24 protein-coding genes and 1 pseudogene are annotated in these 22,593 nt (G+C 61.7%); 21 read left to right on the plus strand and 4 right to left on the minus strand.

From position 1 onward, the window contains the following. Positions 1–598 (plus strand): hypothetical protein (locus Q8R81_RS08175; protein ID WP_305616939.1); only part of this gene is annotated, 598 nt, incomplete at its 5' end. Between the two features lie 233 nt (positions 599–831). Here Q8R81_RS08175 and Q8R81_RS08180 read toward each other — a convergent pair. Together Q8R81_RS08180 and Q8R81_RS08185 are read right to left on the minus strand one after the other, a co-directional pair. Then, positions 832–1,617, minus strand: a complete 786-nt coding sequence (locus tag Q8R81_RS08180; protein WP_305616940.1) for a transglutaminase family protein — start codon at positions 1,615–1,617, stop codon at positions 832–834. An 80-nt stretch (positions 1,618–1,697) separates the two neighbouring features. Continuing rightward, positions 1,698–2,105, minus strand: coding sequence for a hypothetical protein (locus Q8R81_RS08185; protein WP_305616941.1), 408 nt, complete (start codon positions 2,103–2,105; stop codon positions 1,698–1,700). A gap of 369 nt (positions 2,106–2,474) precedes the next feature. On the opposite strand from Q8R81_RS08185, the gene rpsM reads away from it, so the two are divergent. The 15 genes from rpsM to Q8R81_RS08260 all read left to right on the plus strand — a co-directional run bounded on the left by rpsM (position 2,475) and on the right by Q8R81_RS08260 (position 15,498). Beyond that, positions 2,475–2,843, plus strand: coding sequence for a 30S ribosomal protein S13 (rpsM, locus tag Q8R81_RS08190; protein ID WP_292625769.1), 369 nt, complete (start codon positions 2,475–2,477; stop codon positions 2,841–2,843). A gap of 48 nt (positions 2,844–2,891) precedes the next feature. Beyond that, positions 2,892–3,281 (plus strand): 30S ribosomal protein S11, encoded by a 390-nt coding sequence (gene rpsK / locus Q8R81_RS08195; protein WP_008065643.1) that lies wholly within the window; start codon positions 2,892–2,894, stop codon positions 3,279–3,281. A 118-nt stretch (positions 3,282–3,399) separates the two neighbouring features. Beyond that, positions 3,400–4,461: a DNA-directed RNA polymerase subunit alpha gene (locus tag Q8R81_RS08200; protein ID WP_305616942.1), complete on the plus strand. Its 1,062-nt coding sequence runs from the start codon at positions 3,400–3,402 to the stop codon at positions 4,459–4,461. 208 nt (positions 4,462–4,669) lie between these two features. After that, positions 4,670–5,095 carry a 50S ribosomal protein L17 gene (rplQ, locus tag Q8R81_RS08205; protein ID WP_305616943.1) on the plus strand — a complete coding sequence of 142 codons (426 nt, stop codon included), beginning with the start codon at positions 4,670–4,672 and terminating at the stop codon, positions 5,093–5,095. 174 nt (positions 5,096–5,269) lie between these two features. Beyond that, the gene (locus Q8R81_RS08210; protein WP_305616944.1) at positions 5,270–7,396 is read left to right on the plus strand and encodes a prolyl oligopeptidase family protein; all 2,127 of its coding nucleotides are present in this window, start codon (positions 5,270–5,272) and stop codon (positions 7,394–7,396) included. A gap of 56 nt (positions 7,397–7,452) precedes the next feature. Continuing rightward, positions 7,453–9,723, plus strand: a complete 2,271-nt coding sequence (locus tag Q8R81_RS08215; protein ID WP_305616945.1) for a prolyl oligopeptidase family protein — start codon at positions 7,453–7,455, stop codon at positions 9,721–9,723. A 128-nt stretch (positions 9,724–9,851) separates the two neighbouring features. Beyond that, positions 9,852–10,451, plus strand: a complete 600-nt coding sequence (locus tag Q8R81_RS08220; protein ID WP_305616946.1) for a hypothetical protein — start codon at positions 9,852–9,854, stop codon at positions 10,449–10,451. A gap of 114 nt (positions 10,452–10,565) precedes the next feature. Further along, positions 10,566–11,102: a hypothetical protein gene (locus Q8R81_RS08225; RefSeq protein ID WP_305616947.1), complete on the plus strand. Its 537-nt coding sequence runs from the start codon at positions 10,566–10,568 to the stop codon at positions 11,100–11,102. Positions 11,103–11,199: 97 nt separating this feature from the next. Then, positions 11,200–11,523 carry a DUF1476 domain-containing protein gene (locus Q8R81_RS08230; protein WP_292621304.1) on the plus strand — a complete coding sequence of 108 codons (324 nt, stop codon included), beginning with the start codon at positions 11,200–11,202 and terminating at the stop codon, positions 11,521–11,523. Further along, complete coding sequence (locus Q8R81_RS08235) at positions 11,523–11,756, plus strand: BolA family protein (protein WP_305616948.1); 234 nt, start codon at positions 11,523–11,525, stop codon at positions 11,754–11,756. The genes Q8R81_RS08230 and Q8R81_RS08235 overlap by 1 nt, the downstream gene beginning before the upstream one ends. Positions 11,757–11,779: 23 nt before the next feature. Next, complete coding sequence (gene grxD, locus Q8R81_RS08240) at positions 11,780–12,103, plus strand: Grx4 family monothiol glutaredoxin (protein ID WP_305616949.1); 324 nt, start codon at positions 11,780–11,782, stop codon at positions 12,101–12,103. Positions 12,104–12,436: 333 nt separating this feature from the next. Next, the gene (locus tag Q8R81_RS08245; protein ID WP_305616950.1) at positions 12,437–13,231 is read left to right on the plus strand and encodes an NUDIX domain-containing protein; all 795 of its coding nucleotides are present in this window, start codon (positions 12,437–12,439) and stop codon (positions 13,229–13,231) included. An 89-nt stretch (positions 13,232–13,320) separates the two neighbouring features. Next, the gene (locus Q8R81_RS08250) at positions 13,321–13,602 is read left to right on the plus strand and encodes a hypothetical protein (protein WP_305616951.1); all 282 of its coding nucleotides are present in this window, start codon (positions 13,321–13,323) and stop codon (positions 13,600–13,602) included. A 50-nt stretch (positions 13,603–13,652) separates the two neighbouring features. Continuing rightward, a complete protein-coding gene (locus Q8R81_RS08255) occupies positions 13,653–14,120 on the plus strand; it encodes a hypothetical protein (protein WP_305616952.1) in 468 nt (155 codons plus the stop codon). A gap of 97 nt (positions 14,121–14,217) precedes the next feature. Further along, the gene (locus Q8R81_RS08260; protein WP_305616953.1) at positions 14,218–15,498 is read left to right on the plus strand and encodes an amidohydrolase family protein; all 1,281 of its coding nucleotides are present in this window, start codon (positions 14,218–14,220) and stop codon (positions 15,496–15,498) included. Here Q8R81_RS08260 and Q8R81_RS08265 read toward each other — a convergent pair. Beyond that, positions 15,495–15,866, minus strand: a complete 372-nt coding sequence (locus Q8R81_RS08265) for a winged helix-turn-helix domain-containing protein (protein WP_305616954.1) — start codon at positions 15,864–15,866, stop codon at positions 15,495–15,497. The two genes, Q8R81_RS08260 and Q8R81_RS08265, sit on opposite strands and share 4 nt — an antisense overlap. 67 nt (positions 15,867–15,933) lie before the next feature. Here Q8R81_RS08265 and Q8R81_RS08270 point away from each other — a divergent pair, with 67 nt between their 5' ends. Continuing rightward, complete coding sequence (locus Q8R81_RS08270) at positions 15,934–17,094, plus strand: aminotransferase class I/II-fold pyridoxal phosphate-dependent enzyme (protein ID WP_305616955.1); 1,161 nt, start codon at positions 15,934–15,936, stop codon at positions 17,092–17,094. On the opposite strand, the pseudogene Q8R81_RS08275 reads toward Q8R81_RS08270, so the two are convergent. Then, positions 17,091–17,711 (minus strand): annotated as a pseudogene (locus tag Q8R81_RS08275) (TonB-dependent receptor domain-containing protein); the annotation flags it as partial. The gene Q8R81_RS08270 and the pseudogene Q8R81_RS08275 overlap by 4 nt on opposite strands. Before the next feature lie 187 nt (positions 17,712–17,898). Between Q8R81_RS08275 and Q8R81_RS08280 the strand changes: the two are divergent. From Q8R81_RS08280 to Q8R81_RS08295, 4 genes are all read left to right on the plus strand, one after another. After that, positions 17,899–18,948, plus strand: coding sequence for an AraC family transcriptional regulator ligand-binding domain-containing protein (locus Q8R81_RS08280; protein WP_305616956.1), 1,050 nt, complete (start codon positions 17,899–17,901; stop codon positions 18,946–18,948). Next, the gene (locus Q8R81_RS08285; protein WP_305616957.1) at positions 18,941–20,485 is read left to right on the plus strand and encodes an acetyl-CoA acetyltransferase; all 1,545 of its coding nucleotides are present in this window, start codon (positions 18,941–18,943) and stop codon (positions 20,483–20,485) included. The genes Q8R81_RS08280 and Q8R81_RS08285 overlap by 8 nt, the downstream gene beginning before the upstream one ends. A gap of 10 nt (positions 20,486–20,495) precedes the next feature. After that, positions 20,496–21,686 carry a CaiB/BaiF CoA-transferase family protein gene (locus Q8R81_RS08290; protein WP_305616958.1) on the plus strand — a complete coding sequence of 397 codons (1,191 nt, stop codon included), beginning with the start codon at positions 20,496–20,498 and terminating at the stop codon, positions 21,684–21,686. A gap of 142 nt (positions 21,687–21,828) precedes the next feature. Further along, a partial coding sequence (locus Q8R81_RS08295) for a pilus assembly protein (RefSeq protein ID WP_305616959.1) occupies positions 21,829–22,593 on the plus strand: 765 nt, incomplete at its 3' end.

A 22,593-nucleotide genomic window follows, 5' to 3' on the forward strand; every position in this document is an offset into this window, starting at 1 on the left:
TGCGGTGCGGGAGTTGGAGTTTCGTGATCGAAGCGGCTTTCCGCTCGGTGAAAGCCGTCCGCAGATCAAGCTGCGCGGCGAAGCGGTGGCCGTGGATTTAGGCGGTGGCAGAACACTGTTTGCGTTGTTGACCGGTGCCAACGGCGATGTTGATTACGCGAAACGTGTGGCTGACCGAGAGGGCATTTGGGTTGGGGAGCCTGAGGGACCTTACATCCAGATTGGGACGCCTAAGGCTCGCGTTGTACAGATTTGGCCACGGCCGCCTTATCCCGGAAATCTTGGGGATCACGAGGATCAAAAACGCGGGCACGCTTTGCAGTATCCCATGCTGGTGACGTTCCAAGCTTCAAATGATCCGAAAACTGCCATGCAAATCGATCCGGACAATCTGGCTGCAATATTCGGGCCGGGTGTGCGGCTGAGGCGCATCGCAATCCAGGCAACTGATGAGGCTGTGACGGTGGGGATTGATATGCGGCTCAAGTGGCTAAATAATTACCATGACAAAATGTTAGATGGGTCATTGATAAATAAATCTCGCAATTTGGAAAATAATCTTAGCAAAGCTACTTTTCAGGTAGGGGAAAAGAAGTGAATCGCGATCTGTTTTTCGCCATGTTGTCGATGGATTCTTGCAATCGCGGTTATGGTCGAGGTGTTAAACTAAACTCCTCTGACGCTGACTATGCTAAGGGTTACGGTGACACGTGCATAAATCCCCAAATCGAGCCCTAGATTGCAACAGAAGCCAAGCCCCGTGTCGAGCACGGGGCGACGAGGTTTTTTGGGGGTGGCGCGTGGGTTCACTTTGATCGTGCTTCCTTCCCGCTACTCAACCAACCCCACCCCCACCGACTGCGCATTCAGCTCAGCCCCGCCAAAGATCGTCAGAAACGCCACGTCCGCCGCATCGCGCCCGACGCCGATCACCACGGTCTTGGCCGGGTCGGCCATGCCGGTGGCGTCGACCAGATGCCAGCCGCCTTGCAGCCAGACTTCGGCCAGCGCGTGAAAATCGGGCGGGGTCACGCCCGGTGCATAGGCGCTGACCATGCGGGCAGGAATGCCGAGGCCGCGCACCAGCGCGATCAGCAGGTGCGCATAATCACGGCACACGCCCTCGCGAGAAAGGAACGTGTCGAGCGCCGTCGTCGCGCCGTGGCTGGCGCCCGAGACATAGGTGAGGTGCCCCGCGATCCATTCGGTGACCGAGGAGACCATCATCCCGCCGCTCATGCCGCCAAACTGGTCCATCGCGGTCACGTGCAGCGTATCGACCGGGCAATAGCGCGAGGGCAGCAGGTATTCGACCACGCCAGCGGGCAGCAGGGGCAGGGGATCGGCCATGAGCGCGGCCAGCACAGAGGCCTGACGGGTGACCGTCACCCTTGCATCATAGGCCACTGTGAAGCCGTCCACCGGCTCCAGCCAGATCCGCTCCCCCACATTGTCATGCGCGGCGATGGCGCGCATCGGTCCGGGTGGCGTCAGCACCAGCGACGTTTCCCGCACTTCCTGCCCCGGAAGGCTCGCCGCTTCGATCTGCATGAGCACGGGCGCGCGTTCGCGCATGGTATAATCGAGCCGGACGGAAAGGGTGATGTCGTGAGCCATAGGATGCCCCTATCCGCAAGTGTGACATTGGTTCCGGTCAACAGTGCGGAAATCCGGCATTTTTCAGGCCGGACGGGCAATCACCTAGCGGCTGCCGCCCGCTGTGCATAGAGCCAACCAAGAAGGGCGGTAACAAGGATGGAGACCACGTTCTGCAAGGCCGGAGCGCCATCGCCCATGACTTGATGGGTCAGCAGCGAAATGGCCTCAAGCACCACGAAGGCGGCGCAGGCGACTGCGCCCACGCGCGCGAGGCGAGGGCGGAGCAATGCGGCCAGCAAAGCTATGGTCAGACCCATTTCCAGCCAGCCGATCACCTTGCCCAGCATTTCCGGCAGATGCGCGGTCCATGCGGTGTGGAGCACCAGTTCGGCGTGTGAGGAACATGCCTTGTGCCAGCCGACGAACCCGTGGAACGCGACCAGTGGCAGCGTCAACAGCGCGATCAACCCGAGCCGTACCAAAGCTGGCATTTTGACTTTTGACATGCCCACTCTCCCGTTCGCTATTTTAGAATACAAAATCTAATACGTTTGCTGGCGCAATGCAACGCTGGCCGCGTCGTTCCCGCGCAATGACTTTTGACCTTGCGCACGATCTGCGGTATGATCAGTCCGATATGGAGCAGGACCGCGCCGGGTTGTGGCGCGCCGTCCTTTGTTTCTGTCTGTCGAGCGGTTGACGTTGCGGTTGAAACCGCCTAATCGCGCCTTTCACTCATTTCCGGGCATAGTCTGCGCATTCAGGGTCAAGGCCTTGGAAATCGCAGGTTTTCCGGGATTTCCCGAGTGAGTTTTAGCGATGAGATAGGGCGTCGAACGTGATTCGTTCGTCCTGTGGAGCAAACGGAGAAGCAAGTGGCTCGTATTGCCGGGGTAAATATCCCCACCAACAAGCGCGTTATCATCGCGCTGACCTACATTCATGGTATCGGCGCTCACAAGGCGAAGCAGATTGCTGACAAGCTTGGCATCGATCATGCCCGCCGCGTTCAGGATCTCTCGGACGCTGAAGTGCTTCAGATCCGCGAAGCGATCGATGCCGATCACACTGTGGAAGGCGATCTTCGCCGCGAAGTGGCAATGAACATCAAGCGTTTGATGGACCTCGCCTGCTATCGTGGCCTGCGTCACCGCAAGGGCCTGCCGGTCCGCGGTCAGCGCACGCACACCAACGCCCGTACCCGCAAGGGTAAGGCCAAGCCGATCGCCGGCAAGAAGAAGTAAGACCTGCAAGGGCTTTCTTCCGTCTACAGTTTCTCGAGGATAGATTAAATGGCACGCGAACCTCAGCGCATTAAGCGCCGCGAGCGCAAGAACATCACCAGTGGTGTTGCGCACGTAAACGCCAGCTTCAACAACACCATGATCACCATCACCGATGCCCAGGGCAACGCCATTTCTTGGTCGTCCGCCGGCATGATGGGCTTCAAGGGTAGCCGCAAGTCGACCCCGTATGCCGCACAGGTTGCTGCAGACGATGCCGGCAAGAAGGCTGCCGAACACGGCGTCCGCACCCTCGAAGTCGAGGTCAAGGGCCCCGGTTCGGGCCGCGAAAGCGCACTGCGCGCGCTTCAGGCGGTTGGCTTCACCATCACGGCGATCCGTGATGTGACCCCGATCCCGCACAACGGCGTTCGTCCGTCGAAGCGTCGTCGCGTCTGATCCTGCTTAGGTGGCAAGGGCGCAGGTACCGGCGCCCCTGCTGCCCAATACTTCGACCGGAGCCGGGCAATTTCGCCCGGCAACCGGCAAAAGCCCGCACAAACCCCAGGGGAATTCCATGACTGTCAACATCAAGAACTGGCAGGAACTGAAGAAGCCCAACAATCTCGAGATCAAATCGGGCAACGATGCCAAGCGCCGTGCGACATTCGTCGCCGAACCGCTGGAGCGTGGCTTTGGTCTCACCCTCGGCAACGCGCTGCGTCGCGTGCTGTTGTCTTCGCTGCAGGGCGCAGCGGTTACCTCGATCAAGATCGAGAACGTGCTCCACGAATTCTCGTCGCTTGCCGGCGTTCGTGAAGACGTGACCGACATCGTGCTCAACGTGAAGCAGATTGCCCTCAAGATGCAGGGCGAAGGCCCCAAGCGTCTGCAGCTTTCGGCCACTGGCCCGGGCGAGGTCAAGGCTGGCGACATTGCTGTCACCGGCGATATCGAAGTCCTCAACAAGGATCTCGTGATCTGCAATCTCGATGAAGGCGCGACCTTCAACATGGAACTGACGGTCGATATGGGTAAGGGCTATGTCCCTGCCGTGTCGAACCGCCCGGTAGACGCTCCGATCGGTCTGATCCCGGTTGACTCGCTCTATTCGCCGGTCCGTCAGGTCTCTTACAAGGTTGATAACGCCCGCATCGGTCAGGAGCTTGACTACGACAAGCTCAACCTGACGGTCGAAACCGATGGCACCGTGACGCCGGAAGACGCCGTGGCCTATGCCGCGCGCATCCTTCAGGACCAGCTGGCGCTGTTCGTCCACTTCGACGATCAGATGCCGGTCGGCCACGTTCCTTCGGTTGCAGGCGTTGCTGCCCATGCACCGGAAGAAAGCGACGCGAACCAGCTCAACCGTTACCTTCTCAAGAAGGTGGACGAGTTGGAACTCTCGGTCCGCTCGGCCAACTGCCTCAAGAACGACAACATCATCTACATCGGCGATCTGGTCCAGAAGACCGAAGCCGAGATGCTGCGCACGCCGAACTTCGGCCGCAAGTCGCTCAACGAGATCAAGGAAGTCCTCTCGTCGATGGGCCTGCGCCTCGGCATGGACATCCCCGGCTGGCCGCCGGAAAACATCGAAGAAATGGCCAAGAAGCTCGAACAAGAGCTGCTGGGTTAAGCCTTCGCTTCAAGCTTGGCGCCCCCGCGAAGGCGGGGGCCTCAGGCAGAAGAGCGCTACACGGCCTGAGGCCCCCGCCTTCGCGGGGGATCAGCGCTTTAAGAATATGTCTCCTCGGGAGGCATAAGGGTGAATTGGCAGCAACCCGCAACAGCTGCCTGGATCGGGGTACCTCGCACGGCCCCCCTACGAACGGAAAGGCAATACCATGCGTCATAAACTCGGCCAGCGTAAGCTGGGTCGTACTTCGGCTCACCGCATCGCGATGCTGCGCAACATGGCAGCCGCGCTGATCAAGCACGAGCAGATCACCACTACCACGCCAAAGGCCCGCGAACTGCGTCCTTACGTGGAAAAGCTGATCACGCTGGGCAAGAAGGGCGGTCTTTCGAACCGTCGACTCGCCCACGCCCGTCTGCTTGACGATGCGCAGCTCCAGAAGCTGTTCTCGGTTCTGGCCGAGCGCTATTCGGACCGCGACGGTGGCTATACCCGCATCATCAAGGCCGGCTACCGCGCTTCGGACGCTGCACCGATTGCCGTGATCGAACTGGTTGACCGCGACGTCTCGGCCAAGGGCCAGGATTCGGGTCCGGTGATGACCGCTGACGAAGACGAATACGAAGCCGCGTAACTTTCGCGCTTCGGTTCGCCGGACAAGATCAACGGGCGGGGCTTGATGCTCCGCCCGTTTTTCGTTGTTCCTCAGGACCGTGTAAACAGTGTAAACCTGTTCAGGCTCGCTTGCATCTGGCTGAACCATCCCTAGTTTCACCGGCAACCGAAATGACTCAGCCGAAAGCCCCCCATGACCTTGCACCGTCACCTCCTCGCCGCCGCCTCGGCGCTTGCCTTCGTCGTGCCCGCCGTGGCTGCTGAGCCTGCAATGACCTATCCGCAAACCGAGCGTGGCACCGTGGTCGAACCTGCGTTCGGTGAGCAGGTCGCCGATCCCTACCGCTGGCTCGAAGCCGATGTGCGCGTCGATCCCAAGGTGGCCGCGTGGGTGGACGGGCAGAGCAAGTTCACCGACGCCTACCTCAAGGCTCTGCCCGAGCGTGCAGGCTTTGAGGCCAAGCTGAAGGGGCTGTTCGACTACGCCCGCTTCGGCGTGCCGCATGAAGAGGGTGGGCGGCTGTTCCACACCTACAACTCCGGGCTGATGAATCAGGCACAGCTGATCGTGCGCGACAAAGCCTCGCCCGAAGGCCGTGTGCTGCTTGATCCCAGCGCTTGGGCGAAGGACGGTGCGACCGCGCTCGATGCGTGGGAGCCTTCGCCCGATGGCGCGACGCTGGCTTATACCGTGCAGGATGGCGGCTCTGACTGGCGGATGATGAAGTTCGTCAGCGCCGCGGATGGCAAGGCGCTGGCCGACGAGCTGAAATGGGTGAAATTCAGCGCAATTGCCTGGGTCGGCACCGACGGCGTGCTCTATTCGCGGTTCGAGGCGCCCAAGGAGGGTGAGGCGTTTCAGGCGCTGAATTACAACCAGACGGTGTGGTATCACAAGCTGGGCACGCCGCAGTCAGCCGACCGCCCGATCTTTGCCACGCTCGACAAGCCCAAATGGGGCCATGTCGCGCAAGTGACGAGCGATGCGCGGTGGATGGTCGTCACCAGCCACGAAGGCACCGATCCGCTGGCCGCCGTGTTCATCGCACCGATCGGCAAGGGGGAGTGGGGCACCAAGGCGCTGATCCCTGACATGACCGCGCAGTGGGATCTGATCGAGGGCATTGGCGATACGCTGTGGTTCATCAGCAGCAAGGACGCGCCGCTGAAGAAGGTGGTGAAGGTGGACCTGTCCGGCGCGGAGCCGGTGTTCACGACCATCGTGGAACAGAGCGATGCGAACCTTGAAGGCGCGCGGATCATCGGGGACAAGCTGTTCGTGGAGTATCTGCGCGATGTGAAGTCGCAGGTGAAGACCTTCACGCTCGATGGCCAGCCGCTGGGTGAACTGGCGCTGCCGGGTGTCGGGTCGCTGGCGGGGCTTTCGGGGAAGCCGGGGCATGATACAGGTTACTTCGGGTTCACCAGCTTCACCACGCCGGGCACGGTCTACAGCTTCGATGCCAAGACCGCCAAGTCTGCGGTGTGGCAGAAGGTGCCGCTGAAGTTCGATCCCGATGCCTATGCGGTTGAGCAGGTGTTCTATCCTTCGAAGGACGGGACCAAGATCCCGATGTTCGTGGTGAAGCGCAAGGACGCCAAGGGGCCGGTGCCGACGATCCTTTACGGCTACGGCGGCTTCAACATCTCGCTGCCGCCCTCGTTCTCGGCGGCGCGGATGGCGTGGCTGGAGAGCGGCGGGGCCTATGCCGTGGCGAACCTGCGCGGGGGCGGCGAATATGGCGATGCGTGGCATGATGCCGGACGGCGCGCGCGCAAGCAGAACGTGTTCGACGATTTCATCAGCGCGGGCGAATGGCTGATCGCCAAGGGCGTGACGCCCAAGACGGGCCTTGCCGTGGAAGGCGGATCGAACGGCGGTTTGCTGGTGGGCGCGGTGGTGAACCAGCGGCCCGATCTGTTTGCGGCGGCGCATCCTGCGGTGGGCGTGATGGACATGCTGCGCTTCGATCGCTTCACTGCTGGCCGGTACTGGACCGACGATTACGGCACACCTGCTGTCGAGGCCGACTGGCGCGTGCTGCGGGCCTATTCGCCTTATCACAATGTCAGGCAGGGTACGCCCTATCCGGCGGTGCTGGTGACGACGGCGGATACCGATGACCGTGTGGTCCCGGGGCACAGCTTCAAATATGCCGCCGCATTGCAGGCTGCCGGGCTGGGGCCGAAGCCGCAGCTGATCCGCATTGAGACGCGCGCCGGGCATGGATCGGGCAAGCCGGTTTCGAAGCAGATCGAGGAGACGGCAGACGTTTTTGCGTTTTTGGCGCACTGGACGGGCCTTAAGCCGAAGGACTGATAGGCATTCAAGCCATCTCCCCATGATTGGGCGAGTGTGCTAAAAGACTGACAACAATGATGTGGGAGCAGGACAGGAAAGGTGTGCGCCTTGCGGGCGCGCTTGCCGCGACGGCGCTTTTCGCGTCGGGGGCCGCGCGTGCGAATGATGGGGCGGATGCTGCCACGGCGCTGCCTGCTGCGGTATCGGTCGCGATCACGACAGGTGCCGCGCAGAAGCCTGCCGTGCCGAACCGTCTGGTTCTGCCGCGCGGTGCCTATCCTGAAACGCGTGACGATGGGCTGGTCGAGCAGGTATTTGGCCAGCGCGTGGCCGATCCCTATCGCTGGCTTGAGGCCGATCCGCGCAGTGAGCCCCAAGTGGCGGGGTGGATGGCGCAGCAGAATGCGCTTTCGGCGGACTATCTGGCCAAACTGCCGCAGCGCGACAAGTTTGCGGCGCGCATCCGCAGCCTGTTCGATTACGAACGCTATGGCCTGCCGCGCAAGGCGGGGAGCCGGTATTTCTACACGCGCAACAGTGGCTTGCAGAACCAGTCGGCGCTGTGGGTGCGCAGTGGCGTGGCGGGCAAGCAGAGGTTGCTGCTCGACCCCAATACGTGGAGCGCAGACAGCACGCTGGCGCTGGCGCAGTGGGAGCCTTCGCCGAGCGGCAAGTACGTGGCCTTCGCCGAGCAGGAGGCGGGGAGCGACTGGCGCACTTTGCGTGTGGTGGAAGTCAGCACGGGTAACGTGCTGGGCGAGCCGGTGCGCTGGGCCAATGATACCGAGATTGCGTGGATCGGCGATGAGGGCTTTCTCTATTCGCGCTTTCCCGAGCCGAAAGCCGGTCAAGATCCTCGCGCGCCGCGCTATGACAAGGCGGTGTGGTTCCATCGCATGGGCAGCGGGCAGGAGAGCGATGAACTTGTCCACGCCACGCCCGAGCATCCCGAGTGGAGCCACAAGGCGCAAGTGACCGCCGACGGGCGCTGGGCGGTGATCGTCAGCGAGGTCAGCACCGACCGGCGCAATGCCGTGCATCTGATCCAGCTGGACGCGCGCCGGAATGGCGTGTGGAAAGCCGAGGCGCTGGTGCCCGAGATTGCCGACCACTGGAAGCTTGTCGCTGGCATAGGCAACAAGCTGTGGTTTCTGACCGACCGGGGTGCGGCGAATTTCCATCTGGTGAGCATTGATCTGACGCGGCCCAAGCTGGGCTGGAAAGTGGTTGTGCCCGAACGTGGCAACACGCTGGAAGGCGCGCGGATGATCGGTGACCGGTTCCTGCTGTCCTATCTGAAGGATGGCCAGAGCGTTGCGGTGATGACCGACCGCAAGGGGCAGCCAGGCACGGCCATCACGCTGAACGGCATTGGCACCGCCAGCGGCTTTGGCGGCAGGCCCGGCGATGCCGAGACGTTTTACCAATTCACCAGCTTCAACATGCCGCCTGCGATCTATCGCATGGACCTGCGCAGCGGCGCGGTGACGCCGTTTGCGGTGCCGAAGATGAGCTTCGACCCTGCGGACTACAGCGTGGAGCAGCGCGAATTCGCGTCGAAGGACGGGACCAAGGTGCCACTCTATGTGGTGCGCAAGCGGTCGCTGGCGCAGGCGGGCAAGCCGCTGCCGACGCTGCTCTATGGCTATGGCGGGTTCGATATCTCGCTGACGCCGGGCTATTCGCCGGTGCGGATGGCGTGGCTGGAGGCGGGCGGGGCCTTTGCGCTGGCCAACATTCGCGGTGGGGGTGAGTTCGGCAAGGCGTGGCACGAGGCCGGGCGGCGCGACAAGAAGCAGAACAGTTTCGATGATTTCATCGCGGCGGGTGAATACCTGATCTCTGAAGGCATTGCCGCCAAGGGCGGGCTGGCGGTGCAGGGATCGTCCAACGGCGGTTTGCTGGTGGGTGCGGTGGTGAACCAGCGGCCCGATCTGTTTGCGGCGGCCAATCCCGATGTCGGCGTGATGGACATGCTGCGGTTCGATCGGTTCACCTCTGGCCGGTTCTGGGTGGACGATTATGGCCGCCCTGACCGCGAGGAAGACTGGCGCACGCTGCGCAGCTATTCGCCTTATCACAACATTGCGGGTGGCACCGATTATCCCGCGATCCTTGTGACCACGGGCGAGAACGATGACCGCGTGGTGCCGGCGCACAGCTTCAAATATGTCGCAGCGCTGCAGACCGCTCAGATTGGCGATAGGCCGCATCTGTTGCGAGTGGAGCCGCGCACGGGACATGGCGCGGGCAAGCCGGTGGACAAGGTGATTGGCAGCGGGGCCGATGTTCTGGCGTTTCTGGCCTATTGGACCGGGTTGCCCAACCGGCCGGAGGGCGACTGACGCTGTTCATATAAGTGCGCAGTTTTCTGAACAATCGCTGTCATGCCGGTTCAGCACGATCTCACGCCGAATCAGGCAAACCTGCATCTGTGGCGGGATTGGCCCGTCACGGATGAAGGATCGAAGCCATGAAGACATTCTCCAAGGCCCTCGTCGGAACCGTTGCCGCCGCTGCGGTTGCGGTGTCTTCAGCCACCCCGGCAATCGCGCGCGACAATCGCGGCGGGATCGATGGCGGTGACATTATTGCCGGTGCACTGGTGATCGGCGGCATTGCCGCGATTGCAGCGGCGGCCAGCAGCAACAACAGCGATCGCTACAGCTATGACCGCATCGGCTATGGCGGCAACGATTGGCGCCGGGATTCTCCGGGTCGCGATGGTTGGAACGATGGCCGGTTTGGCCGCGTCGATCCGCGCGTGGCTGTTGAGCAGTGCGTGCGTGCAGCAGAGCGCAATGCAGGACGGGCAAGCTATGGCCGGGCCGACGTGACCGACATTCGTGACGTGCGCAACACGCGCAATGGCTATGAAGTGCGCGGGCGGATTGCGGTAAATTCGCAGGGGCGCGACTGGCGCAATGGCGATGCCCGCTATGGCCGGGGCTGGAACAACGACTATCGCGGCTGGAACACCTCGCTGCGCGGCTATGATAGCGGCTCGTTCAAGTGCAGGATCGAGCGCGGGCGGGTTGTCGACCTCGATTACAGCGGCATTCGTGGCCTTTGATTGATGAGCGCTTACAGGGGCGGGCGGTTCAGGCATCGGAAAGCCTGAACCGCCTAGCCCGGTGACAGGACGGGAAGGGAATTATTCATGGCAGGACGCTTTTCAAGGATCGCAATGACCGCCGCCGGTGTGGCGACCGCGCTTTTGCCATTGGCCGCAGAGGCGCGGCCCGGTTGGAATGGCGGCGGCTGGGGTGGGCGCGGGTGGCACCGTGATCGTGGGGTTGATGGCGGCGATGTGCTGGCCGGTATCCTGATCATTGGTGGTATTGCGGCGATTGCCAGCGCTGCCAGCAATGCCAATCGCAACCAGCGCACCATCCCGCGCGACAATTTGCCGCAGGATGACGGCTATCGCTATCAGCCGCCGCGTCAGGACGAGTGGCGCAGCGAAGGCCGCGTGCAGGATTGGCAGGGCAGCGGACAGGGAGGGCAGGATTCGCGCGGCAGTGTGACGCGCGGGCTTGATGGCGCCGTAGACAATTGCGTGACGGAAGCGTCGCGCAGGGATGAAATCGATGAAATCTATGACGCGACCCGCAACGGTGACGGCTACCGCGTGTCGGGCACACTGCGCAACGGTGACAATTTTACCTGCGAGGTGAACGCTCAGGGTGGGGTGCTGGTTGACATCCGACGCGGACGGATTTGAGAAGGACTCGCATTACGTTTCTTTTTGTGGTCCCTTGCGGCGCGGCGTTCTGCTGATTATCGGCTGATCAAGGCAATCAACAAGGATTCCATGCACCATGACCACTTTCGACGACCGCGAGAAGGCTTTCGAGGCCAAGTTCGCCCGCGACGAGGAAATGATGTTCCGCGTCCACGCCCGGCGCAATCGTCTGCTGGGCGTGTGGGCGGCTGAACGGATGGGGCTGGATGCGGCCGAGACAGAGGCCTACGCCAAGTCGGTGGTGCAAGCTGATTTCGAAGAAGCCGGTGACGAAGACGTGGTCCGCAAGCTGCTGGGCGATCTTACGTCGGCAGGCATCGAAACGGATGAAGCGGAAATCCGCACCGCGCTCGACGCCAAGTCTGTCGATGCGCGCCGCCAGTTGATGGGTGAACCCTGATGGCGATGCCCGCTGCCGATATTGAGGCAATGATCCGCGCGGCCTTGCCCGATGCAGAGGTGGAGATCACCGATCTGGCGGGTGACGGCGATCATTATGCTGCGCGCGTGGTTTCGGCCTCGTTTGCCGGTATACCGCGTGTAAAGCAGCACAAGCTCGTCTACGAAGCGCTTGGCGGGCGTATGGGCGGCGAGCTTCACGCCTTGCAACTGACCACTGCCGTTCCCAATTGAGGGCGGAAAGGAAACCCTTCCCCATGTCGACCGATCAGCGCATCTCCGAAATCGTCAATGGCAATGACGTCGTCCTGTTCATGAAGGGCACGCCACTGTTCCCGCAGTGCGGCTTTTCCAGCAAGGCGATTGCGATACTTGAACATCTGGGCGTGGAATATGCCACCGTTGACGTTCTGCAGGACATGGAAGTGCGACAGGGCATCAAGGCCTTTTCGGACTGGCCGACGATCCCGCAGCTTTACGTGAAGGGTGAATTCGTCGGCGGATCGGACATCATGATGGAGATGTTCCAAGCAGGCGAACTGCAGCAAGTGATGGAAGATTCAGGCGTCAAGGCTGCCTGAGGCACACGAATTTCTGGCGGCAGGGTTCTGCCGCCTTCGGCAAGATCAGGGCGCGGTCGGCAAAATGCCGGTCGCGTCTTTTTTGTCTGTGATCTTTGGGAAAGTCCCGGGAGAGGCGGAGCCATGGGAGACCGGGGGGACTGGCTCCGCCTCGAGAAGAACTACTCTTCGGGACACGAGAGATAATGCAGGCATCGTGCCAGAAGAGTCAAGTGACTAATAACATGAGATTTTCGTAATTTTGGCCCAATCCGTTTGCCGCCAGTTGTAAGTTCATCCGACATAAGTGCCGGGCTTGGCAACCGGTGCGCGCTGGATCATGATAGGCGTGTGATGGAAACGCATGATATTGAGCCGGAGAACTGGCTGGCCAAGACGGTCCCGGCTGCAACGATCGTCATTTTCAGGCGTGACCCCGAAGGTGGGCCTGCGCAGATATTGATGGTGGAGCGCAATGCCAGTCTGATGTTTGCAGGTGGAGCAACGGTTTTTCCGGGGGGCAAGGTCGATCCCGCCGATTGCGAACTGGCTGCGCGCATCGCCGGGCCGGATGCCGACCGTGGCGATCTGGCGGCGCGGGTTGCTGCGGTGCGCGAAACGCTGGAGGAAACCGGACTGGTTGTGGGCATCGATGGCGCGGTTGATGGTGCGATCGCGGCTGAGGCGCGGCGTATGCTGATTTCGGTGGGCGATCTGGCCAGCGTGCTGGACGCCTATGGCTGGACATTGGCGCCGGAGCGGCTGGTGCCGTTTGCGCGGTGGTGGCCAAAGCACCGAACTGAAAGAATTTTCGACACCCGCTTCTATCTTGCCGATCTGGGCACCGGGGCGGTGGATATCGAAGTGGACGCGACCGAGAACCGGCACATGTTCTGGGCCAGTGCCAAAGGCGCGCTTGATCTGGCAGAGCAAGGCAAAATCAAGATCATCTTCCCCACGCGCCGCAATCTTGAGCGTCTGGCCCAGTTTGCCAGTTTTGAGGAAACGCGCGTCCATGCGCAGGCAACGCCGGTGGCCACGATCAGTCCGTTCATGGAGCAGCACGACGGTCAGCCCTGGCTGATGATCCCCGACAACCTGGGGTATCCAGTGCGGGGAGAGCCACTGGAGCGGGCGCAGCGGGGGTGATAGGCGATACTGCTTAGGCAGTCTGGCCGAATGTGTTGAGGATTTCCGGGCAAAGCGGGGTCATCAATGCTCATGCAAGACGCGAAGCCATGTCCCGAACACCCGCTTTGTCCCAATTGCCGCACTTGCTGGAATCCCACGGGCCGGTGCCCGAAGGCAGCGCGCTGCGTCTTGCCGACGACGAGGCGGCTCCGATTGAGTCACCCGTCCACGCGCTGCAACGTGAACTTGTCCGGCTTCAACCCGGTGCGGATGAGGGTGATTCGCCCCGACGCAAGGCTCCCGGCTGGATGCGCCTTGGAATGCCGCTGGCATTGTCGACCGGGCTTTGGCTTGTAATCATTCAGATTATCGGAGCGGTCTGGCAGTAAGTGATGCTACGTAACGAATTGTTGAGGTGCTGGCTCATATCCAAAGCATCATGCAAAGCCCTTTAGACAAGCTGACACCCGACCAGATCTCGCGCAAAGCGCGTGTGGTTGCGATCGCCACTGCACTCGCGCTTGGCTTTGGCTACGTTAGCGACTTGTTGACGCCGGTGTCTTCAGGCATCGGATCGTTCTTGCTGACCTGTTCGATTTTGCTGGCTGCGCCTCGCCAGCGGGCAACCGAACTGCTTGGCGCTGTTGCGGTGTGGCTATGCTTTGCCGAGTTTCTTTCGACGGTCGAGAGCGGCGAATTTCAGATGTGGCGCCTTTCGGTTGCGGTCTCCACGCTGGGCGTTGCGATGGCAGTGCTGCGTGTGCAGCACTTGCGTACTTTGATGCGCACTAGCCCGGAAACGGTAGTGGCCGATCTTGACCGGCGCACCGTATGCGGCATCGGCGTGTTGCCGCGCACCGATGCGCAACTGGCCGAACTGCGCAGCGACGAAGCCGCCAGCTGCTGATTCCTACCAATCTCTTGGCCTGATCACAAAGGCTGAGCCGGGAGTTGTGGGGTAGATTTCAGCGTCTATGGTCTGAGGCTGACCGAAAGGAAGGCTTATGCCGCTGTTACGCCGGATCATCGCACTCGCGCTTGCCACTTTCGCTGTCCCGTCGATTGCTGCCGAGGAGCAAGCGCTGACACTGCTGCGCCCGGACGCGGTGTTCGATGGCGAGACGGCAGTACTACGCCGAGGCTGGGCCGTGTTGGTGCGCGGCAACCGGATTGAGGCGGCGGGACCGGATGTTGCTGTGCCGCCCGAAGCTTCGGTGATCGCGTTGCCCGGCACAACGCTTATGCCCGGCATGATCGAGGGGCACTCGCACCTGTTCCTCCATCCCTACAACGAAACGCCATGGGACGATCAGGTTCTGCATGAATCGCTCGCTTTGCGCACGGCGCGGGCGACCGTCCATGCGCGCGTCACGCTGATGGCGGGATTTACCACGGTGCGCGACCTTGGCACCGAGGGAGCAGGCTATGCCGACGTGGGGCTGAAACACGCGATAGAGCAGGGAATCGTGCCGGGGCCGCGCATGTTGGTGGCGACGCGCGCGATTGTTGCGCCGGGTGCCTATGGCCCGCGCGGGTTTGAGCCGGGCGTGGGGGTGCCTTTGGGGGCGGAGGAAGCGGGCGGGCCGGAACTGGTGAACGCGGTGCGGCGGCAGATCGGTGCGGGTGCCGATTTGATCAAGCTCTACGCCGACTACCGCTGGGGACCGGGCGAGCCGAGCCGTCCGACTTTTACCGAGGGTGAATTGAAAGCGGCGGTCGAAGCGGCGCACAGCGCGGGGCGGCAGGTTGTGGCGCACGCCAGCACGGCGGAAGGGATGCGGCGCGCGGTGGCGGCGGGTGTGGATACGATCGAGCATGGCGATGAAGGCACGCCCGAGGTTTTTGCCGCGATGAAGGCCAAAGGCGTCGGCTTCTGCCCAACGCTGGCGGCTGGCGATGCGATTGCGCGCTATCGTGGGTGGAACGGGGCGGTTCCGATGCCGAAAGGCGTGCAGGAGGGTTTTGACGCTCTGGCCAAGGCGCGCAAGGCGGGTGTGGCGATTTGCATGGGTGGCGACGTTGGCGTCTATGCCCACGGCGATAACGCGCGCGAGGCTGAATTGATGGTGAAGGGCGGGATGGCACCTGCAGACGTGGCCATCGCCGCGACATCGGGCAACGCCAAGATGTTTGGGCTGGGTGATCGGCTGGGGACGGTGAAGGCGGGGATGCTCGCCGATCTGGTGGCGGTTGAGGGCAACCCGCTGACCGACATTTCGGCGATCCGCAAGGTGGCGCTGGTGATGAAAGATGGCGTGCTGTGGAAAGGGCCGGTTGGACGTTAGGCCTTCTGGCTAACCCTCGGCTCTGCCAGCAGCGCAGCGCCTAGTGCAACGTGATCCGGGCAATCGGATGTCCCTTGCAGCTTTGCCTGCAAGCCACGGTAGTGCCCAAGCACCGCCTGACCGAACGCGGTCACTTTCGCACCGCCGCCCTTGGCGCTGCCGGGCGAGGTTTCGACCAGCGGTTCGCGCCAGCAGCGGTTCATGGCGTCTACCAGCAGCCATGCGCGGCGGTAGCTCATGTCCATTTTGCGGGCGGCGGCGGAGATCGAGCCTTCGTGGACGATGGCATCGAGCAGGTCGGCCTTGCCCGGACCCATCGCGATTTCATTGCCGCAGAAGAGCTGGATCTTGAGTTTCAGGCGCTGCATCGCCGGGCAGGGTAACGGGGCGCGGGGCGGACTTGCAACTTGTTTCGGCGGCAACTAGCACCGCGTCATGATTGCAGAAGTCGAACCTTTTTACGCCATCGCCGTCAGCCGCCTTGCGCACGATATGGAGGCGGCTGGGGCCAGCGTGATCCACATGGAGTTCGGCCAGCCTTCCACCGGTGCGCCCGCAAGGTCCATCGCGCTGGCGCATGAGGTGCTGGACAGCGAGGCAATGGGGTATTGGGAGAGCGTTCCGCTGAAGGATCGCATCGCGCAGAGCTATGGCGAAAATTACGGCGTGGGCGTTGAGCGTGAACAGGTGATCCTGACCTGCGGGGCGTCTCCGGCGTTTGTCATGGCGCTTTCGTGCCTGTTCAGGCCCGGCGCGCGGGTGGCCTTGGCCCGGCCCGGATATGTGGCTTATCGCAACACTTTGAAGGCGCTGTACCTTGAGCCGGTCGAGATGGAATGTGGGCCGGATGAGCGGTTTCAGGTGACGGCGGCGGCGCTTGATGCGCTTGACCCGGTGCCCGAGGGGCTGATTGTGGCAAGCCCTGCCAATCCTACCGGCACGGTCATTGCGCCCGACGAACTGGCCGCAATCGCCGAGGTTTGTCGCCGCAAGGGCATCAAAGTTGTCTCGGATGAGATCTACCACGGCCTCAGCTACGGCGCGAAGGCGGCTTCAATGCTTGAGTTCCTGCCCGATGCAGTGATCGTCAATTCATTCTCCAAGTACTTCAGCATGGCTGGGTGGCGGCTGGGCTGGCTGGTGGTGCCGCCGGCTCTGATCGACGCGGCGCGGGCGCGGATGGGAAGCCTGTTCCTGACGCCGCCAGTCTTGGCGCAAAAGGCGGGCCTGATGGCCTTCGAATGCCGCGACGAACTGGACGGGCACGTGGAAACCTATGCCCGCAACCGTGCAATCCTGCTTGAGGCATTGCCGCCGATGGGGTTGGGCCGCATCGCGCCGCCGGATGGGGCGTTCTATATCTATGCCGACGCGAGCGAGTTCACCGACGACAGCCTTGCCCTGTGCGAAGCGTTGCTGCGCGATACGGGTGTCGCCACCGCGCCGGGGATCGACTTTGATCCGGTGAACGGCAGGCACTTCATCCGCTTCAGCTTTGCGGTTTCAACGCCGCTGGTGGACGAAGCGGTGCGGCGCATCGGGCCGTGGTTTGCAGAACGCCGGGTTGCCAGCCCGGCGTCTGCCATGATGCGTTAGAACGTGGCGCGAACCCGGATGCCATATGTTCGCGGAGAGCCGGGATAAGCGTTGCGGTCCCCCGTTTGCAGCGGGGTGGGGAAGGACTGGCTGAACCAGGTTTTATCGAACAGGTTCTGCACCCAGCATTCGATCAGCACACCGGTTTGTGGCAGCCTGAAGCTAAGGTTGGCGTTGACCAGCGTGACCGGGCCTTGCTCATCGCGGGTGGCGGTGCTGATCAGCTGACGGCTGGTGTACTGGGCCTGCACACGCGCGAGCAGGTTCAGGTTATCGCCCAGCGGCTGATCAAGGTTGAGCGTGGCATTGCCAGCAAACTTCGGCGTGAAGCGGAAGCGCGAGTCTGACAGCACCGGGTCGATCCGGGCATCGGCGCCATATCGCGCGTGGGGAATCCACGTTCCATCGAGGCCTAGCGTCAAGGCATCGGTCAGTTGGAACATGTTCTCGATCTCGACGCCATAATCTTTGGCCGACAGCGCATTGAGCACCGTAAACAGCAGCCTGATGAACTGCGCGATCTGCAAATCGGACAGGTCATAGTAGAAGAACGCAATGTTGGTGCGCGCGCGGCCGTTCATATACTGGAACTTGCCGCCCACCGCGAAAGCGTTGACCTTTTCCGGCTGACCGTTGCCGCGCTTGTGCGCGGCTTATGCTGGCCGTTGCCGCCCTTGTGAGCGGCTTGTGCCGGATTGCCCTGATTGCGTCCGGGACTGGACAGCAGCAGGCCACGGAGGCATTGTGCGTTTAATCGATTAATTGATCTTGACGGATTATGTCGCAGTATTGTCAAATCACATCATGAACGATTCAGAGACCGGTCTCGGCCATGCCAGCGCCATGCGGCAGTTCACCCGTTTTGCGGAGATGGCTGGGCTTGATTTGCGCAACATGTGCCCGCCGGAGCTTTTCGAATACGTCGAACAGGCACGCGATGCCGAGTGGCTGCCGGCCAGCGCGCATGTCGATGTGCTGCAGGTGGCATCGATCGCGTCGGGCAGGCCCGACCTTGGTGTGGCTTTCGCAATGTGGTGCAATGTGCGCGGCTTTGGACCCGTCAGCCTGTTGTGGGACCATTGCTCAACGCTGGACGAAGCGACGCGTCTGACGCGTCGCTACATGCACCTGGAAAGCGCTGCGATGCGATCAAGCATCGATGTTACCGGGCACGAAGCCGCAATCCGGCACGTTTTGATGATCCCGGCCCGGCACGGCGGCTCGCAGTTTCTGCAAGCGACGCTCACGCTGCAACTGCGCATCGCGCGCATGATGCTGGGGGAGGAGTGGATGCCGATTCGGTTGGAGCTGGATCATCCCGCTCCGCCCATTTACCGCTATCATCAGGCGGTGTTCCGCTGCCCGATTGAATTCGAGTCAGACCGCTGCGCGCTTGTTTTCCGGAAATCTGACCTGCACCGCCCATCGGCACGCGGGAATCCCAACATGCGCCAGTTTCTGGAGCGGCAACTGGCGCAGGCCGACAGCCAGTGGCCGGGCGATCTGGTGCAGCAGGTGCGGTACTTCGTCGCCAGCAATCTGGCCGAGCGGCGCGCAAACCTGCCGCATGTGGCCACTCTGGCAGGGCTTTCAACGCAAAGTCTGCAGCGGCGGCTGGCCGAGCGGGACACCACTTTTGCGACGATTCTGGAAGACGTGCGCAAACAGACCGCTGACGAATATTTCCGCACCGCGCGCAGGCCCAACCTTACCGAATTGTCGCACCGGCTAGGCTATACCGATGCCAGCGCCGCCAGCCGCTTTTTGCGGCAGCATATGTCGACCGGTGCGCGGGCATTGATGGCGCAGACGCGGACGGCCCGAGGGCCTGCACGGGGAAATTTGAATGTCTGATTCCACTCCAGTGATCGTTGGCGTCGGTCAGTTTGTCGAACGGATCGATGCACCCGATTATGCGGGGCTGTCATTTGCGGAGTTATCTGCGCGCGCGGCGATGGCGGCATTGAGCGATACGGGCGCGGCAGGTGCAGTTACACCATTCGTCAAGGCCGTGGGCGCGATCCGCACTTTTGAGGAATCGGGCGCGATGCATGTGCCATTCGGGCGGGCCGAGCGGATGCCGCTGGCGGTGGCGCGGCGGCTGGGCATTGTGCCTTCGGTTGCGATGCTTGAGAAGGTGGGCGGGCAATCGCCGCTGTCTTTGCTGGCAGATCTTGGCGGAAGGATTGCCCGGGGCGAGGTTCCCGCAGCGCTGATGTTCGGCAGCGAGGCGATCTCTACCGTGCGCCACCTTGTGACCAAGGGCGAAACGCGCGACTGGGCGGAATGCGATGATCCTGACGTCATGGGTGCAGAGTGGATCGACAAAGGCATGGGCTTTGAAGGCACGCTTTCGCCGGTCAGCATAGCCCACGGCATTCGCGCGCCGGTTACCGCCTATGCGCTTTGCGAAAATGCGCGGCGGGCGCGGTTGGGGCTGTCGCAGGCGGACTATGCGCTGGAAATGGGCAGGTTGTTTTCACCGTTTACCGAGGTTGCGGCGCGCAATCCCTATAGTTCCGCGGCAGTTGCACCGATGAGCGCAGCGGAGATTGCAACGCCGGGTGAGCGCAATCGGATGATTGCCGACCCTTACCCTCTACGGCTGGTGTCGCGCGATCAGGTGAACCAGGCGGCGGCGCTGGTGTTGATGTCGGTGGATGCCGCGCGCGCGGCAGGCGTGCCTGAAGAGCGCTGGATTTATCTGCACGGGGCCGCACTGGCAAACGAGCGGGAAATCCTCGACCGGCCAGACATTGGTGGCTACCCGGCGGCAAATGCAGCGATTGCTTCGGCGCTTGCTACGGCGGGCAAAACTGCGGATCAGATCGCGGCGTTCGACTTTTACTCCTGCTTTCCGGTGCCGGTGTTCAATGCTGCGATTGACGGGCTGGGCTTATCGCCGGGTGATCCGCGCGGGCTGACGGTGACGGGCGGGCTGCCCTATTTTGGCGGGGCGGGGAACAACTACTCTATGCACGCCTTTGCCACGATGGCCGAGCGGTTGCGGGCTGCGCCGGGCAGCTTTGGCTTTGTCGGGCTTAACGGTGGCTTTCAATCCAAGTATGGCGCGGCGGTATTTTCCACCGTGCCGCGCGCATGGCCGGGGTGTGAGAATGCGTCTGTGCAGGCCTTGTTGGATGCCGTTCCGAAAGCGGCGCTTGCGACGGTTGCCGAGGGCAGGGGGCGCATCCGGACTTATACGGTAACCTATACCAAGGGCGTGGCCGAGCAGGTTATCGTGATCGGCGAATTTGACAGCGGCGGCAGGCGCTTTATCGCCATGAGCCGTGAGGCTGAAGTTATCACGGCGGCGCTGGCGGATGATCCGCTGGGCCGCGCGGTAGACATTGTGCCGGGCGACAAGCGCAACACCTTCACCTTTGCCTGAGGATCATGGAATGAGCGAAAAGCCGGTCATGCTTGAAGGCATCCGCGTGGTGGATCTCACGACGGTCGTGTTCGGACCATATGCCACGCAGATTCTGGCCGACCTTGGGGCTGATGTGATCAAGGTGGAAGCGCCGGGCGCAGGCGATGCGTTTCGTTGGTCGGGCAAGGCGGCGGTGACGCCGGGCATGGCTCCGGCGTGGATGGCGCTCAATCGCGGCAAGAAGTCGATAGCGTTGGACCTCAAGACCGAGGCAGACCGCGAGGTTATACTGGGTTTGCTGCGTGACGCAGATGTGTTTGTCGTCAACGTGCGGGGCAAGGCGCTTGAGCGGATCGGGCTGGATCGTGAGAGTTTGAAGGCGATCAATCCCGGGCTGATCTATGTCCATTGCGTCGGCTTTGGGCAGGACGGTCCTTATGCCGATCTGCAAGCCTATGATGACGTAATTCAGGCCGCGACCGGGACAACCACGCTGTTGCCACGCGTCGACGGCAACCCGGCCCCGCGCTATCTGCCATCGCTCATTGCCGACAAGGTGGCGGGGTTGCACGCTGCCTATGCCACGCTTGCTGCCGTGGTCCACAAGCAGCGGACGGGCGAGGGGCAGTATGTGGAAGTGCCGATGTTCGAAGTGTTTTCCAGCTTCATGCTGCTTGAACACCTGAGCGGCCTGACCTTTGATCCGCCCAATGCACCGGTCGGCTATTTTCGCCAGATCGACCCGGATCGCCAGCCTTTCCCCACGGCAGATGGGCATATCAGTATCGTTACGTATGACGATGGCGCGGTGCAGAGGATGTTCGCGTTGCTGGACCAACCTGATTTTCTGGCAGGAAGCGGTCTTGGCACCCCGCACGAGCGGAAGTCTGGGCTAACGCAGATCTATCAGGGTATCGCGCGGTTCACGCCTGCGTTCACAACGGCCGAGTTGTTGCGGCGGTGCCACGAGGCGCAGATTCCAGCGCAGGCAGTGCGCGATCTGGGCGATGTGCTGGACGATCCGCACTTGCGCGATGTCGGATTTTTTCAGCGTCGCGAGCATCCGGTGGAAGGCGCGTGGTTTCAGCAATCGGCTCCTGTGCGATTCTCGGTTGCCGAATATGGTAAACAGATTGCCCCTCCGCCGCTGCACTCCGAACATGCCGAGAGCGTGAAAAATCACGGTTGGAGAGCCTTTGACGAAGGTTGCGGCGGTTAACATGGACCGGGATGTCCCGTTAGGAACTTTGCGTATTAAAAAATAATGACATTTAAATGAATTTTAGATAACATTAGGATTCTGGAAACCGGGTAGGTCGCTTCTGGCAGAGTTGTCAGTACCAGAAGGCAGACCAAGCGAAATGTCAGGGTTCCTATCACGTCTTCGGACCAGCACGGCCGGCAGTGTCTTGCCGATCGCCGCTGTGAGCGTGCCGGTGATCATTGCATTGATCGGCGGCGGGCTTGACATCAATCGCGTCTACAAGGCGCGCAACCGCATGCAGTCGGCTTGTGATGCCGGCACGTTGGCCGGCCGGCGTGCAGTGACGACGGCTGGTTATGGCAACCCCGAAAAGGCGCAGGCTGCCACCTATTTCAACACCAACTTCGTGCAGGACGATATTGGTGCGACCGACACGACATTCGTCACCAGTTCACCGGACAACGGCAACATGGTCTACGGCACCGCGACGACCAAGGTCGAAACTGCGGTGATGAACATGCTGGGCTACGAAACGATCGATGTGTCGGTAACGTGCAAATCGACGATGGGTGTTGGCAACGCCGATATTACCATGGTGCTGGATAACACCGGGTCGATGGACTTTCAATTGGGCAGCACAGGCGAAACGCGCATACAGGCGTTGCGCACGGCGATGAAGAACTTTTACAATACTATCGCCACGGCCACGACAGGATCGAACGCGCGCATCCGCTATTCGTTCGTACCATACAGTTCTTCGGTCAACGTTGGCCGTCTAATCTATGATCTTGAACCAAGCTTTCTGGTCGATAGCTGGGCCATCCAGTCACGTGAGGCAGTTTTCAATACTATCACGGAACAGGTTTTTGTTGGCTGGAATGAACCGGTCTATTCAACAGCTGAAGACTACAGCGGTGAAAGC

Source organism: Novosphingobium sp., assembly GCF_030696665.1.
Classification (GTDB): Bacteria; Pseudomonadota; Alphaproteobacteria; order Sphingomonadales; family Sphingomonadaceae; genus Novosphingobium.

Bases quoted from the DNA above. Each gene is read 5' to 3' on its own strand.
- Q8R81_RS08250 (WP_305616951.1), top strand. From the start codon at position 13,321: ATGTCCCGAACACCCGCTTTGTCCCAATTGCCGCACTTGCTGGAATCC.
- Q8R81_RS08255 (WP_305616952.1), top strand. From the start codon at position 13,653: ATGCAAAGCCCTTTAGACAAGCTGACACCCGACCAGATCTCGCGCAAA.
- Q8R81_RS08180 (WP_305616940.1), bottom strand. From the start codon at position 1,617: ATGGCTCACGACATCACCCTTTCCGTCCGGCTCGATTATACCATGCGC.
- Q8R81_RS08235 (WP_305616948.1), top strand. From the start codon at position 11,523: ATGGCGATGCCCGCTGCCGATATTGAGGCAATGATCCGCGCGGCCTTG.
- rplQ (WP_305616943.1), top strand. From the start codon at position 4,670: ATGCGTCATAAACTCGGCCAGCGTAAGCTGGGTCGTACTTCGGCTCAC.
- Q8R81_RS08290 (WP_305616958.1), top strand. From the start codon at position 20,496: ATGAGCGAAAAGCCGGTCATGCTTGAAGGCATCCGCGTGGTGGATCTC.
- grxD (WP_305616949.1), top strand. From the start codon at position 11,780: ATGTCGACCGATCAGCGCATCTCCGAAATCGTCAATGGCAATGACGTC.
- Q8R81_RS08270 (WP_305616955.1), top strand. From the start codon at position 15,934: ATGATTGCAGAAGTCGAACCTTTTTACGCCATCGCCGTCAGCCGCCTT.
- Q8R81_RS08260 (WP_305616953.1), top strand. From the start codon at position 14,218: ATGCCGCTGTTACGCCGGATCATCGCACTCGCGCTTGCCACTTTCGCT.
- Q8R81_RS08230 (WP_292621304.1), top strand. From the start codon at position 11,200: ATGACCACTTTCGACGACCGCGAGAAGGCTTTCGAGGCCAAGTTCGCC.
- Q8R81_RS08215 (WP_305616945.1), top strand. From the start codon at position 7,453: ATGATGTGGGAGCAGGACAGGAAAGGTGTGCGCCTTGCGGGCGCGCTT.
- Q8R81_RS08200 (WP_305616942.1), top strand. From the start codon at position 3,400: ATGACTGTCAACATCAAGAACTGGCAGGAACTGAAGAAGCCCAACAAT.
- Q8R81_RS08285 (WP_305616957.1), top strand. From the start codon at position 18,941: ATGTCTGATTCCACTCCAGTGATCGTTGGCGTCGGTCAGTTTGTCGAA.
- Q8R81_RS08220 (WP_305616946.1), top strand. From the start codon at position 9,852: ATGAAGACATTCTCCAAGGCCCTCGTCGGAACCGTTGCCGCCGCTGCG.
- Q8R81_RS08185 (WP_305616941.1), bottom strand. From the start codon at position 2,105: ATGTCAAAAGTCAAAATGCCAGCTTTGGTACGGCTCGGGTTGATCGCG.
- Q8R81_RS08280 (WP_305616956.1), top strand. From the start codon at position 17,899: ATGAACGATTCAGAGACCGGTCTCGGCCATGCCAGCGCCATGCGGCAG.
- Q8R81_RS08210 (WP_305616944.1), top strand. From the start codon at position 5,270: ATGACCTTGCACCGTCACCTCCTCGCCGCCGCCTCGGCGCTTGCCTTC.
- Q8R81_RS08225 (WP_305616947.1), top strand. From the start codon at position 10,566: ATGACCGCCGCCGGTGTGGCGACCGCGCTTTTGCCATTGGCCGCAGAG.
- Q8R81_RS08265 (WP_305616954.1), bottom strand. From the start codon at position 15,866: ATGCAGCGCCTGAAACTCAAGATCCAGCTCTTCTGCGGCAATGAAATC.
- Q8R81_RS08245 (WP_305616950.1), top strand. From the start codon at position 12,437: ATGGAAACGCATGATATTGAGCCGGAGAACTGGCTGGCCAAGACGGTC.
- rpsK (WP_008065643.1), top strand. From the start codon at position 2,892: ATGGCACGCGAACCTCAGCGCATTAAGCGCCGCGAGCGCAAGAACATC.